This window comes from Yersinia sp. 2541 StPb PI (assembly GCF_052217145.1).
GTDB lineage: Bacteria > Pseudomonadota > Gammaproteobacteria > Enterobacterales > Enterobacteriaceae > Yersinia > Yersinia enterocolitica_E.
In genome coordinates this window covers 4,406,310-4,420,879 of the sequence record NZ_JAZGQB010000001.1, presented here as the reverse complement: position 1 = coordinate 4,420,879, position 14,570 = coordinate 4,406,310, and the positions used below count along the sequence as shown (strand labels likewise).

Here is a 14,570-nt window from a genome sequence, read left to right as displayed (position 1 = left end):
TTCAGACCTCATGCCGGTTGACTGGTAGAAACATCAAGCAGCGCTGCTGCCACAGGATAATAGCTTTCGTTGTGTTCAGCTTTGGCTCTCAGCCCTGCGGGGACTTGATACAGCGCGCCAAGGTGAGCATAGCGCTGGGCCATTTCGACATAGTTTGTACTGCCGATAGTATCGAGATAACGGAACACGCCCCCGTGGAAAGGAGGGAAGCCAAGACCATATACCAACGCCATATCACCTTCGGCTGGGCTGGCAATAATGCCTTCTTCCAGGCATCGCACCACTTCATTGATCATCGGTATCATGGTGCGGGCAATAATATCGTCGTCACTGAATTTCTGAATCGGTTGGCTAACTGTTGCCAGCAAGTTATCCACAATTTCGTCATTTTCTTTACGCGGCTTACCTTTTGCATCTTGGGTATAGCGGTAGAAGCCTTGGCCATTTTTTTGGCCAAATCGTTGGTTATCGAACATCACGTCAACCGCATCGCGATAATCTTTGTTCATCCGATCAGGGAAGCCAACGGCCATCACGGCTTGTGCATGGTGTGCGGTATCAATACCCACGACATCTAGCAGATAGGCTGGTCCCATCGGCCAGCCAAACTGTTTTTCCATCACTTTATCAATTTGGCGGAAGTCAGCACCGTCTCTAACCAACATGCCAAAGCCAGCCAGATAAGGGAATAACACGCGGTTAACGAAGAAGCCTGGGCAATCATTAACCACTATTGGTGTTTTACCCATTTGTGTGGCGTATGCCACCACCGCAGCGATGGTTTTATCTGAGGTTTTGCTGCCACGAATGATTTCAACCAACGGCATGCGGTGCACGGGGTTGAAGAAGTGCATACCGCAGAAATTCTCAGGGCGTTTAAGTGATTTTGCGAGTTGGTCGATAGGGATTGTAGAGGTATTAGAAGCAAGTACCGTATCTTCGCCGATCAGTGCTTCAGCCTCTGCCAGCACCGCAGCTTTGATTTTGGGATTTTCCACTACCGCTTCCACAATGACCTGAGCACGCTCAATGCCGGTGTAATCCAGAGTGGGTTGGATAGTCGCTAAAATGTTTGCCATTTTCAGGCCATCCACTTTGCCGCGTTCCAACTGTTTATTCAGTAATTTGGCCGCTTCGTTCATCCCCAGAATCAGGGATTTGTCATTAATATCTTTCATAATGACTGGCACACCTTTCAGTGCTGACTGATAGGCAATCCCACCCCCCATAATCCCGGCGCCCAAAACTGCTGCTTGTTTCGGTGCACTAACACCTTTCGACAGTTTTTTCGCCTGCCCTTTCACAAATTGGTCGTTGAGGAATATCCCAACTAACGCGCGTGCTTCATTGGAACCTGCCAACGGGACAAAACTGTTGGTTTCCAGTTTCAATGCTTCAGCTCGGCCAAGTTTAGCGGCAGCTTCGATGGTTTTTACTGCAACCAGTGGTGCTGGGTAGTGCTTCCCGGCGACTTGCATCACCATGCCTTTAGCAATGGTAAAGCACATGGCCGCTTCAGTTGAATTGAGTTTCAGTGGGTCAAGTTTCGGCTGACGCGCGGCTTTCCAGTTCAGCTTGCCGTCAATCGCCTGTTTCAGCATGATTAGGGCGGCATCGGCCAGTTTTTCGGGGGTGACAACGGCATCAACCAAACCAATTTTTAATGCTTCAGCGGCATTCACATCTTTGCCTGCGGTAATAATTTCTAATGCACTGTCCGCACCTAACAAACGTGGTAACCGCACAGAACCGCCAAAGCCTGGCATGATGCCCAACTTGGTTTCCGGCAGACCGATCCGTGTTTCTGGCGAGGCAACACGGAAATCTGTGGCCAGAATACATTCACAGCCACCACCTAATGCATATCCATTGATCGCAGAAATGGTCGGAACCGGTAAATCTTCCAGACGGTTGAAAATATCATTAGCAAAAACCAACCACTGGTGCAGCTTTTCTGGTGGGGCATTAAACAGGGATAAAAATTCGGTGATATCGGCACCGACGATAAAGGCCGCTTTGGCGGAGCGCAACAGCAACCCTTTGAGTTCGCTTTGTTTCTCTAACACCGTTAGGGCTTCACCCAGATTGGCTACAGTTTTAGTATCCAGCTTATTTACTGAACCCGGTGCATCAAACACCAACTCGGCAATGCCGTTTTCCAACCAGTGAAGCTGTAGTGTTTCGCTTTGGTAGAGCATATCTATCTCCTGAATAAGCGCATGTGATCTGGTATGACCAGATATTCAGGAAGTGTGGATATTTTGTTAACGAATTGCAAATAAGAGATTGATTTTTTGCAGTGAAGATCACAGTCATTCAGATGGGGTAATTGATTTCTATCATATTTATTCGCAGTGGATTAGAGGGGGAAATATTCAGTTTTGGGGGGCGGGTAATGTATTTGATAGGCAGATAAGCGGTCGCTAAAACATGATTCTGGCGACTATGATAAGATGAAAAAAATTAAGTTCTAATAGCAAAGGGTACTGTGATGGAAACGCTGGCTTCTTTATATAACGAACATTTATCCACTCTACAACAGCGCACCCGCGATGTGCTGGAACGCCATCAGTTAGACGCTTTACTGATTCATTCCGGTGAGTTACAACGTATTTTTCTCGATGACCGTGACTATCCTTTTAAAGCCAATGCGCAGTTCAAAGCTTGGGTGCCGGTCACTCAAGTACCAAACTGTTGGTTATGGGTCGATGGGGTTAATACACCAAAATTATGGTTTTATTCCCCAGTTGATTATTGGCACAGTGTTGAGCCATTACCAGATAGCTTCTGGACCAAGGCTATCGATATCCAGCCATTAGCCGATGCAGATGATATTGCCCAGCAATTACCGGTGCAACGGGAGCGTGTGGCCTATATCGGTTATTCCCAACAACGTGCGCAGGCGCTGGGGTTTAGTGCTGAAAACATTAACCCGCAACCAGTATTGGATTACCTGCATTTCTATCGTTCTTATAAAACGGATTATGAACTGGCTTGTATGCGTGAAGCACAAAAGACGGCAGTTGTCGGCCATCGTGCAGCACATGAAGCATTCCAGTCCGGTATGAGTGAGTTCGATATCAATCTGGCCTATCTGATGGCTACCGGTCATCGTGATACTGATGTCCCTTACGATAATATTGTTGCGCTGAATGAACACTCGGCGGTACTTCATTACACCACGTTCGAACATCAGCCTCCGGCAGAAATGCGTAGTTTCTTGATGGATGCCGGTGCGGAATATAACGGTTATGCCGCAGATCTGACTCGCACTTACGCCGCAAACAGTGATAGCGATTTTGCCGCGTTGGTTAATGACCTTAATACCGAGCAGCTTGAACTGATCAAAACCATTAAAAGTGGTGAGCGCTATACCGATTACCATATCCAGATGCACCAGCGCATTGCGAAGTTATTGCGTACGCATCATCTGGTTACCGGTATCAGTGAAGAGGCCATGGTCGAACAAGGCATTACCTGCCCATTCCTGCCGCACGGGTTAGGCCATCCTCTTGGGCTACAAGTGCATGATACTGCTGGTTTTATGCAAGATGATAAAGGCACCCATCTTGGCGCACCATCCAAATATCCTTACTTGCGTTGTACGCGTATTTTACAACCGCGTATGGTACTGACTATTGAGCCGGGTCTGTACTTCATCGAATCTCTGCTGGCACCTTGGCGTAACGGTGAGTTCAGCAAGTATTTCAATTGGGAACGTATTGATGCGCTGAAGCCTTATGGCGGTATTCGTATAGAAGATAATATCGTTATTCACGATAACCGGGTTGAGAACATGACACGTGACCTGAAACTGGCCTGATGCAGCCTTATCTAATCCCTGCAAGTCCGGTGACTATCAGCGAAGAGATCAAAAAAAGTCGTTTTATCACCTTGCTGGCCCATACCAGTGGGGTGAGTGAAGCGAAAGATTTTGTTCAGCAGGTTAAGCAGCAGCATCCCACCGCCCGGCATCATTGCTGGGCTTTTGTTGCCGGCAAGCCGACGGATTCGCAGCAATTAGGTTTTTCTGATGATGGTGAGCCCTCAGGTACTGCGGGTAAACCTATCTTGGCTCAACTGATGGGGAGTGGCATTGGTGAGATAACCGCAGTAGTTGTGCGCTATTATGGTGGCATCAAACTCGGTACTGGTGGGTTAGTAAGGGCTTATGGTAGCGGTGTTCAACAAGCGTTAAAACAGATCGAAGTAAAATATAAAGTCCCACAGGTAGAATATACTTTGCAGTGTGACTATGGGCAGCTTGCCATAGTAGAAACCTTGTTACAGCAGGTTGAAGGCCAGATTATACGGAGTGAGTACGCACAATTCGTAACGCTTCATCTCTCTTTGCCAGCAACTCAAGCCAGTCAGGTTGGGGACAAATTGCGTGATCTCAGTCGTGGTACGTTGCAATTGACGCCCATTTCGCAATAATCCCCATCCAAGTGAATTGCTAAGGAACGTGCCGGAATGCATTTTCGTGCCATAACCCGTATTGTTGGTCTGCTGGTCATCTTATTCTCTGGAACAATGTTTATTCCCGGACTGGTGGCATTGATCTATCGTGATGGTGCCGGCCGTGCCTTCAGCGAAACCTTTTTTGTTGCTCTGGCAATTGGCCTCTTTCTTTGGTTGCCGAACCGAAAACAGAAGCATGAGTTAAAGCCTCGTGAGGGCTTTCTCATCGTGGTTCTGTTCTGGACGGTGCTGGGCAGTGTAGGGGCATTACCTTTCTTATTCTCAGAGCGGCCTAATCTTTCATTAACGGATGCATTCTTTGAATCATTCTCCGGGCTGACTACTACTGGCGCGACCACATTAGTAGGGTTAGATTCACTGCCGAAAGCCATTCTATTTTATCGCCAAATGCTGCAATGGCTCGGCGGTATGGGGATAATCGTGTTAGCGGTGGCTATCCTGCCTATCTTGGGGGTCGGGGGAATGCAGCTCTATCGGGCGGAAATGCCTGGCCCATTGAAAGATAATAAAATGCGGCCCCGCATTGCGGAGACAGCTAAAACCCTGTGGCTTATCTATGTCTTACTGACCATTGCTTGCGCGCTGTCTTTATGGGGGGCAGGGATGTCGGTATTTGATGCAATCTCCCACAGCTTCTCGACAATTGCGATTGGCGGCTTCTCGACCCATGACGCCAGTATCGGTTACTTCAACAGCCCAACTATTAACACCATTATCGCTATCTTCTTGCTGATTTCTGGTTGTAACTTTGGTTTGCACTTCGCGGTATTGAGTGGGCGCAGTTTAAAAGTTTATTGGCGTGACCCTGAATTCCGTATGTTTATCTTTGTCCAATTGACACTGGTCGCCGTGTGTACCTTGGTGCTTTGGTATCATAATGTCTATAAATCCGGTCTGGAGACGATAAATCAGGCATTTTTCCAAGTAGTATCAATGGCTACTACTGCGGGTTTCACCACTGACAGTATTTCAAAATGGCCGTTGTTCCTGCCGATACTCTTATTATGTTCTGCGTTTATTGGTGGTTGTGCGGGCTCAACCGGTGGCGGCCTGAAAGTTATCCGTATTCTGTTGCTCTACCTGCAAGGTTCGCGTGAGTTAAAGCGACTGGTCCACCCGAATGCGGTCTATACCATCAAATTGGGGCGGCGGGCGCTGCCGGAACGAATCCTGGAGGCGGTCTGGGGATTCTTCTCCGCGTATGCTCTGGTATTTATTATTAGCATGCTGGCTATTATCGCGACCGGTGTTGATGAGTTCTCTGCTTTCGCAGCGGTGACTGCGACGCTGAATAACCTTGGCCCTGGTCTGGGGGTGGTAGCTGATAACTTCACGTCGATGAACCCGGCCGCTAAGTGGATATTGGTGATCACCATGCTATTTGGTCGGTTAGAAGTTTTCACCCTGCTGGTTCTATTCACTCCAACATTCTGGCGTGAGTAATTCTGCATAAGGAACATTGCAATGAAAGTTCTGATTCTTTACTCCAGCCGAGATGGCCAAACACAGACTATTGCTTCTTATATAGCTAAACAGTTATCAGCGGCAGCTACCTGTGAAATACAGGACTTATCGCAGGTAGGGCAAATCGATCTGAATCAATACCAGCAAGTCATGATTGGTGCGTCGGTGCGTTATGGGCACTTCAGCCCAGTATTGAGTAAATTCGTCAACAAACACGTTGAACAACTTAATCAGATGCCGAGTGCGTTCTTTGCAGTGAATCTGACAGCACGCAAGCCGGAAAAGCGATCCCCGCAAACCAATTCCTATGTGCGTAAGTTCTTACTCAGTACCCCGTGGCAGCCAACGCTATGTACGGTATTTGCGGGCGCTTTGCGTTATCCCCGTTATCGCTGGATAGACCGGGTGATGATTCAACTTATTATGCGTATGACGGGCGGCGAAACGGATACCAGTAAAGAAGTTGAATATACGGATTGGCAACAGGTAAGCAGTTTTTCTCAGGATTTCTTGGCGCTACAGTACAAAAAATAGCAATAATGCCGTTTATCACGGCAAATCGTTGAAATAAAACGCGGTTGAAAAGTTTTTTCAAATTAGGGGTTGCAGGCTGGCAGGAACTCCCTATAATGCGCCTCCACTGACTGGGAACAACGAAACAGACTTCGCCGGGTCAGGAAGCGAAAAGAATGATTTTGACTTCGAAAGAAACCAAAGAAACTCTTGACTCTTCAGCGGGAAAGCGTATTATCTGCCTCCCGCGTTACCGTAAGATTCGCCGAAAGGCAAACGGGTAACGAACGCTCTTTAACAATTTATCAGACAATCTGTGTGGGCACTCGCAAGACGATATCGAAGCCTGTTTCGACAGGCAGAAGAAATATCAAAGTCTTGAAGAGTGACCAAAGCAGTACACATTTGAACTTCGGTTCGAATGCATATTTGCAGAAAGTAATCTTTGAGCATCGCTGCTTTTATTAGCAGCAAATCAAACAAATCTTAAATTGAAGAGTTTGATCATGGCTCAGATTGAACGCTGGCGGCAGGCCTAACACATGCAAGTCGAGCGGCAGCGGGAAGTAGTTTACTACTTTGCCGGCGAGCGGCGGACGGGTGAGTAATGTCTGGGAAACTGCCTGATGGAGGGGGATAACTACTGGAAACGGTAGCTAATACCGCATGACCTCGCAAGAGCAAAGTGGGGGACCTTAGGGCCTCACGCCATCGGATGTGCCCAGATGGGATTAGCTAGTAGGTGGGGTAATGGCTCACCTAGGCGACGATCCCTAGCTGGTCTGAGAGGATGACCAGCCACACTGGAACTGAGACACGGTCCAGACTCCTACGGGAGGCAGCAGTGGGGAATATTGCACAATGGGCGCAAGCCTGATGCAGCCATGCCGCGTGTGTGAAGAAGGCCTTCGGGTTGTAAAGCACTTTCAGCGAGGAGGAAGGCAATCGTGTTAATAGCACGATTGATTGACGTTACTCGCAGAAGAAGCACCGGCTAACTCCGTGCCAGCAGCCGCGGTAATACGGAGGGTGCAAGCGTTAATCGGAATTACTGGGCGTAAAGCGCACGCAGGCGGTTTGTTAAGTCAGATGTGAAATCCCCGCGCTTAACGTGGGAACTGCATTTGAAACTGGCAAGCTAGAGTCTTGTAGAGGGGGGTAGAATTCCAGGTGTAGCGGTGAAATGCGTAGAGATCTGGAGGAATACCGGTGGCGAAGGCGGCCCCCTGGACAAAGACTGACGCTCAGGTGCGAAAGCGTGGGGAGCAAACAGGATTAGATACCCTGGTAGTCCACGCTGTAAACGATGTCGACTTGGAGGTTGTGCCCTTGAGGCGTGGCTTCCGGAGCTAACGCGTTAAGTCGACCGCCTGGGGAGTACGGCCGCAAGGTTAAAACTCAAATGAATTGACGGGGGCCCGCACAAGCGGTGGAGCATGTGGTTTAATTCGATGCAACGCGAAGAACCTTACCTACTCTTGACATCCACAGAACTTAGCAGAGATGCTTCGGTGCCTTCGGGAACTGTGAGACAGGTGCTGCATGGCTGTCGTCAGCTCGTGTTGTGAAATGTTGGGTTAAGTCCCGCAACGAGCGCAACCCTTATCCTTTGTTGCCAGCACGTAATGGTGGGAACTCAAGGGAGACTGCCGGTGATAAACCGGAGGAAGGTGGGGATGACGTCAAGTCATCATGGCCCTTACGAGTAGGGCTACACACGTGCTACAATGGCAGATACAAAGTGAAGCGAACTCGCGAGAGCAAGCGGACCACATAAAGTCTGTCGTAGTCCGGATTGGAGTCTGCAACTCGACTCCATGAAGTCGGAATCGCTAGTAATCGTAGATCAGAATGCTACGGTGAATACGTTCCCGGGCCTTGTACACACCGCCCGTCACACCATGGGAGTGGGTTGCAAAAGAAGTAGGTAGCTTAACCTTCGGGAGGGCGCTTACCACTTTGTGATTCATGACTGGGGTGAAGTCGTAACAAGGTAACCGTAGGGGAACCTGCGGTTGGATCACCTCCTTACCTAACGATACGCATTGCGCAGTGTCCACACAGATTGTCTGATGAATGTAAATGAGCAAGAGCACCTGTTGATGAGGGTGATGATTGTGTAATAAGACCTCGGTATCGAGTTTTTACTGCATCAGTCGTTCGAATGTGTCACCACATTCTCACCTTTACACAAAAATACTGAATCAGTGATTCAGTAGAAATTTTTGTGTCCCCATCGTCTAGAGGCCTAGGACACTGCCCTTTCACGGCTGTAACAGGGGTTCGAATCCCCTTGGGGACGCCACGCCGATAATGTGTGAAAGACATTATCAACTGAATATCTTAAAGATGACTTTAACGAGTCGTGTTTAAGATATTGCTCTTTAACAATCTGGAACAAGCTGAAAATTGAAACAATACAGCTGAAACTTATCTCTCCGTAGAATGACTGAGATAAGGATTAACCTGTATTAGAGTCTCTCAAATAATCGCAATGCCAATGGGTAATCATTGTTGCAGTGTGAGCGAGAAGACACTCAGCAAGGCGTACAGCGCACAGCAACCGGAGTGAACTTAACGTTCATGAGGATTGCGCGCACTGCACAACATAGCAGAGTGTGTTCACAGCCACACCAATAACGAAAAACACCTTTGGGTTGTGAGGTTAAGCGACTAAGCGTACACGGTGGATGCCTAGGCAGTCAGAGGCGATGAAGGGCGTGCTAATCTGCGAAAAGCGTCGGTAAGCTGATATGAAGCGTTATAACCGACGATACCCGAATGGGGAAACCCAGTGCAATTCGTTGCACTATTGCATGGTGAATACATAGCCATGCAAGGCGAACCGGGGGAACTGAAACATCTAAGTACCCCGAGGAAAAGAAATCAACCGAGATTCCCCCAGTAGCGGCGAGCGAACGGGGAAGAGCCCAGAGTCTGAATCAGTTTGTGTGTTAGTGGAAGCGTCTGGAAAGTCGCACGGTACAGGGTGATAGTCCCGTACACCAAAACACACTTGCTGTGAACTCGATGAGTAGGGCGGGACACGTGACATCCTGTCTGAATATGGGGGGACCATCCTCCAAGGCTAAATACTCCTGACTGACCGATAGTGAACCAGTACCGTGAGGGAAAGGCGAAAAGAACCCCGGCGAGGGGAGTGAAATAGAACCTGAAACCGTGTACGTACAAGCAGTGGGAGCCTACTTTGTTGGGTGACTGCGTACCTTTTGTATAATGGGTCAGCGACTTATATTTTGTAGCAAGGTTAACCGAATAGGGGAGCCGTAGGGAAACCGAGTCTTAACTGGGCGTCTAGTTGCAAGGTATAGACCCGAAACCCGGTGATCTAGCCATGGGCAGGTTGAAGGTTGGGTAACACTAACTGGAGGACCGAACCGACTAATGTTGAAAAATTAGCGGATGACTTGTGGCTGGGGGTGAAAGGCCAATCAAACCGGGAGATAGCTGGTTCTCCCCGAAAGCTATTTAGGTAGCGCCTCGTGAACTCATCTTCGGGGGTAGAGCACTGTTTCGGCTAGGGGGTCATCCCGACTTACCAAACCGATGCAAACTCCGAATACCGAAGAATGTTATCACGGGAGACACACGGCGGGTGCTAACGTCCGTCGTGAAGAGGGAAACAACCCAGACCGCCAGCTAAGGTCCCAAAGTCATGGTTAAGTGGGAAACGATGTGGGAAGGCATAGACAGCCAGGATGTTGGCTTAGAAGCAGCCATCATTTAAAGAAAGCGTAATAGCTCACTGGTCGAGTCGGCCTGCGCGGAAGATGTAACGGGGCTAAACCATGCACCGAAGCTGCGGCAGCGACACTTAGGTGTTGTTGGGTAGGGGAGCGTTCTGTAAGCCGTTGAAGGTGACCTGTGAGGGTTGCTGGAGGTATCAGAAGTGCGAATGCTGACATAAGTAACGATAATGCGGGTGAAAAACCCGCACGCCGGAAGACCAAGGGTTCCTGTCCAACGTTAATCGGGGCAGGGTGAGTCGACCCCTAAGGCGAGGCTGAAAAGCGTAGTCGATGGGAAACAGGTTAATATTCCTGTACTTGGTGTTACTGCGAAGGGGGGACGGAGAAGGCTAGGCTAGCCGGGCGACGGTTGTCCCGGTTTAAGCATGTAGGCGGAGCGACTTGGTAAATCCGGTTGCTTATCAACGCTGAGGTGTGATGACGAGCCACTACGGTGGTGAAGTAGTTGATGCCAAGCTTCCAGGAAAAGCCTCTAAGCATCAGGTAACATTAAATCGTACCCCAAACCGACACAGGTGGTCAGGTAGAGAATACTCAGGCGCTTGAGAGAACTCGGGTGAAGGAACTAGGCAAAATGGTGCCGTAACTTCGGGAGAAGGCACGCTGGCATTAGGTAATGGGACTTGCTCCCGGCGCCGAAGCCAGTCGCAGATACCAGCTGGCTGCAACTGTTTAATAAAAACACAGCACTGTGCAAACACGAAAGTGGACGTATACGGTGTGACGCCTGCCCGGTGCTGGAAGGTTAATTGATGGGGTCAGCCGCAAGGCGAAGCTCTTGATCGAAGCCCCAGTAAACGGCGGCCGTAACTATAACGGTCCTAAGGTAGCGAAATTCCTTGTCGGGTAAGTTCCGACCTGCACGAATGGCGTAATGATGGCCAGGCTGTCTCCACCCGAGACTCAGTGAAATTGAACTCGCTGTGAAGATGCAGTGTACCCGCGGCAAGACGGAAAGACCCCGTGAACCTTTACTATAGCTTGACACTGAACATTGAGCCTTGATGTGTAGGATAGGTGGGAGGCATTGAAGTGTGGACGCCAGTCTGCATGGAGCCAACCTTGAAATACCACCCTTTAATGTTTGATGTTCTAACTCGGCCCCGTGATCCGGGGTGAGGACAGTGTCTGGTGGGTAGTTTGACTGGGGCGGTCTCCTCCCAAAGAGTAACGGAGGAGCACGAAGGTTAGCTAATCACGGTCGGACATCGTGAGGTTAGTGCAAAGGCATAAGCTAGCTTGACTGCGAGAGTGACGGCTCGAGCAGGTACGAAAGTAGGTCTTAGTGATCCGGTGGTTCTGAATGGAAGGGCCATCGCTCAACGGATAAAAGGTACTCCGGGGATAACAGGCTGATACCGCCCAAGAGTTCATATCGACGGCGGTGTTTGGCACCTCGATGTCGGCTCATCACATCCTGGGGCTGAAGTAGGTCCCAAGGGTATGGCTGTTCGCCATTTAAAGTGGTACGCGAGCTGGGTTTAGAACGTCGTGAGACAGTTCGGTCCCTATCTGCCGTGGGCGTTGGAAGATTGAGAGGGGCTGCTCCTAGTACGAGAGGACCGGAGTGGACGAATCACTGGTGTTCGGGTTGTCATGCCAATGGCATTGCCCGGTAGCTAAATTCGGAAGAGATAACCGCTGAAAGCATCTAAGCGGGAAACTTGCCTCGAGATGAGTCTTCCCTGGGGCTTTAAGCCCCCTGAAGGAACGTTAAAGACTATGACGTTGATAGGCTGGGTGTGTAAGTGCAGCGATGCATTGAGCTAACCAGTACTAATGATCCGTGAGGCTTAACCTTACAACACCAAAGGTGTTTTAGATTTGAGAGATAGAAATTTTCAGCGAAGTTCCGAGATTGGGCTGGCTGGCTGTGTGGAGACATATAGCGGGTTTAGTTTAGACAGAATTTGCCTGGCGGCCATAGCGCGGTGGTCCCACCTGATCCCATGCCGAACTCAGAAGTGAAACGCCGTAGCGCCGATGGTAGTGTGGGGTCTCCCCATGCGAGAGTAGGACACTGCCAGGCATCAAATAAAGCCGAGACCCCATGCCAAAAGCGTGGGGTTTTTGCTATGGGCAGAATAGTGAAATAGGTATAAATAGTGACCTTAGAGTGGTTGCGTCGCAGGGCTCATAGTCAGACGAGTCAAATATTGCAGGGGCAGGTGAGTCAAATCCGGCCGTCACAGCGATGAATAAAATAAAAGGCTACCTTGATAGGTGGCTTTTTTTACCTTCAGTTAAAACAAAATACAATATGAGTATTATGATCGGTTAGACTAGCGCCAGAACTAGTTAGAATGAGTATCCAATGTCATGTCGAATCAACATTCCCCGCTAAAACATCTCAATACTTTTGCATTAGCAGCTTATGCGAGCAAAGTAATTAGCGTTAACTCACCTGAAGAATTGATTAATGCTTGGCATGAGTCTGTTTCTAAGCATCAGCCAGTGCTTTTACTTGGCGAAGGCAGCAACGTGCTGTTTATTGAAAACTATTCAGGAACAGTATTACTTAATCGGATTAAGGGTATCACTTCTACTGAGGATGATATTGCCTGGCACCTGCATGTTGGGGCTGGAGAAAATTGGCATCAATTGGTTTGTTATTCATTACTAAATAACATGCCAGGCCTAGAAAATCTGGCGTTAATCCCAGGTTGTGTCGGTTCTGCACCCATTCAGAATATTGGTGCTTATGGTGTTGAGCTGCAAAAGGTATGCGAATACGTTGATTTACTTGATATGGATAAGGGTACAGTGCTACGCCTTTCCGCTAAAGATTGTCAATTTGGCTATCGCGACAGCATTTTTAAGCATCACTATGGTCATGGATTTGCCATCGTAGCCGTAGGCATTAAATTGGTAAAATCATGGATCCCAACATTGGGCTATGGTGATCTAACGCGAATGGATCCATCGACAGTTACAGCAGAAGAGATATTCAACTCAGTTTGTACCATGCGGCGTAGTAAGCTACCCGATCCCGCAGTGACCGGCAATGCAGGCAGTTTTTTTAAGAATCCAGTTGTGGATGCCGCTGTAGCTGAAGAGATTGTAAAGCGCTACCCCAATGCGCCCCATTACCTGCAACCCGATGGGTCTGTTAAGCTGGCTGCTGGTTGGCTTATCGATCAATGTGCGCTTAAGGGATATCAGATTGGCGGTGCGGCGGTGCATCAGCAGCAGGCGCTAGTGTTGATTAACCTAGCAGAAGCGACAGGTCAGGATGTGATAGGCCTTGCCAGTTATATCCGTCAGCAAGTTGCTAAGAGATTTGCAATCTGGTTGGAACCAGAAGTGCGATTTATCGCAAGTAATGGTGAGGTTAATGCTGTGGAGTGTTTGTCGTGAAAGATATTAAAATCCCTTTACGGTTGATTGGCATATTAGCTGATGGTGCTTTCCATTCAGGAGAGCAATTAGGCGAAACCTTTGGGATGAGTCGTGCCGCAATTAACAAGCATATGCAAACTATCAGAGAGTGGGGACTAGATGTCTTTACTGTCCCTGGTAAGGGCTATAGTTTACCTGCACCTATTCAACTGCTTAATGAACAAACAATATTAAATTATCTCCCCGCAGGCCAGGTGGCTATCTTGCCTGTCGTCGACTCGACGAATCAATATTTATTAGACCGCATTACTGAATTGAAGTCTGGCGATGCTTGTGTGGCTGAATACCAACATGCAGGGCGAGGAAGACGGGGACGTCAGTGGATCTCTCCCTTTGGTGCGAATCTCTATTTATCTATGTTCTGGCGGCTGGAGCAAGGCCCTGCTGCTGCAATGGGATTAAGCCTGGTGGTTGGGATTGTTATGGCTGAGGTTCTACGTAAACTCGGAGCTGAGCAGGTTCGTGTAAAATGGCCAAATGACCTGTATTTAAATGATAAAAAACTGGCAGGTATATTGGTAGAACTCACAGGGAAAACAGGAGATGCTGCTCAGTTGGTAATTGGTGCGGGCATTAATTTAACAATGCGTGAATCAACGACTAACGTCATCAGTCAGGATTGGATCAACTTACAGGAAGCGGGTGTTAATATTGATCGTAATAAACTGACGGCTGAACTGTTATCTGAATTACGACTTGCAGTCGTTAAATTTGAAAACGAAGGCTTATCTGCTTTTATTTCTCGTTGGCGAGAAATGGACAATTACCTTGATCGCCCTGTGAAATTGATTATTGGCAATCAAGAGATATTTGGTATTGCTAGAGGTATTGACCAACAAGGTGCATTATTATTGGAGCAAAATGGCAATGTAAAACCTTATATTGGCGGTGAAATATCTCTACGTGGCGTTTAATTTTATAATAGATGGGAGGCTAGAACCT

The 14,570-nt window shown here is 48.5% G+C and carries 7 protein-coding genes, 1 tRNA gene and 3 rRNA genes; 10 read left to right on the top strand and 1 reads right to left on the bottom strand.

Annotated elements, in window-relative coordinates; translation table 11 throughout:
- Positions 1-8 precede the first annotated feature (8 nt).
- Positions 9-2,198: a fatty acid oxidation complex subunit alpha FadB gene (gene fadB, locus V1953_RS19835; RefSeq protein ID WP_442851234.1), complete on the bottom strand. Its 2,190-nt coding sequence runs from the start codon at positions 2,196-2,198 to the stop codon at positions 9-11.
- 293 nt (positions 2,199-2,491) lie between these two features.
- On the opposite strand from fadB, the gene pepQ reads away from it, so the two are divergent.
- The 10 genes from pepQ (at position 2,492) to birA (ending at position 14,542) form a co-directional block, all read left to right on the top strand.
- Complete coding sequence (gene pepQ, locus V1953_RS19830; RefSeq protein ID WP_442851233.1) at positions 2,492-3,823, top strand: Xaa-Pro dipeptidase; 1,332 nt, start codon at positions 2,492-2,494, stop codon at positions 3,821-3,823.
- The gene (locus V1953_RS19825; protein ID WP_083162030.1) at positions 3,823-4,437 is read left to right on the top strand and encodes an IMPACT family protein; all 615 of its coding nucleotides are present in this window, start codon (positions 3,823-3,825) and stop codon (positions 4,435-4,437) included. The genes pepQ and V1953_RS19825 overlap by 1 nt, the downstream gene beginning before the upstream one ends.
- A 36-nt stretch (positions 4,438-4,473) precedes the next feature.
- The gene (trkH, locus tag V1953_RS19820) at positions 4,474-5,925 is read left to right on the top strand and encodes a Trk system potassium transporter TrkH (RefSeq protein WP_083162032.1); all 1,452 of its coding nucleotides are present in this window, start codon (positions 4,474-4,476) and stop codon (positions 5,923-5,925) included.
- Between the two features lie 21 nt (positions 5,926-5,946).
- Positions 5,947-6,480, top strand: coding sequence for a menaquinone-dependent protoporphyrinogen IX dehydrogenase (gene hemG, locus V1953_RS19815; RefSeq protein WP_442821353.1), 534 nt, complete (start codon positions 5,947-5,949; stop codon positions 6,478-6,480).
- A gap of 467 nt (positions 6,481-6,947) precedes the next feature.
- Positions 6,948-8,490 (top strand): 16S ribosomal RNA (locus tag V1953_RS19810).
- Positions 8,491-8,688: 198 nt separating this feature from the next.
- A tRNA-Glu gene (locus V1953_RS19805) sits at positions 8,689-8,764 on the top strand.
- Positions 8,765-9,122: 358 nt separating this feature from the next.
- Positions 9,123-12,030, top strand: a 23S ribosomal RNA gene (locus tag V1953_RS19800).
- A 112-nt stretch (positions 12,031-12,142) separates the two neighbouring features.
- A 5S ribosomal RNA gene (rrf, locus tag V1953_RS19795) occupies positions 12,143-12,258 on the top strand.
- The 16S, 23S and 5S rRNA genes sit together here with 1 tRNA gene alongside, the layout of an rRNA operon.
- A 290-nt stretch (positions 12,259-12,548) precedes the next feature.
- A complete protein-coding gene (murB, locus tag V1953_RS19790; protein ID WP_083162036.1) occupies positions 12,549-13,586 on the top strand; it encodes a UDP-N-acetylmuramate dehydrogenase in 1,038 nt (345 codons plus the stop codon).
- The gene (birA, locus tag V1953_RS19785) at positions 13,583-14,542 is read left to right on the top strand and encodes a bifunctional biotin--[acetyl-CoA-carboxylase] ligase/biotin operon repressor BirA (RefSeq protein WP_083162038.1); all 960 of its coding nucleotides are present in this window, start codon (positions 13,583-13,585) and stop codon (positions 14,540-14,542) included. The genes murB and birA overlap by 4 nt, the downstream gene beginning before the upstream one ends.
- Positions 14,543-14,570: the final 28 nt, after the last annotated feature.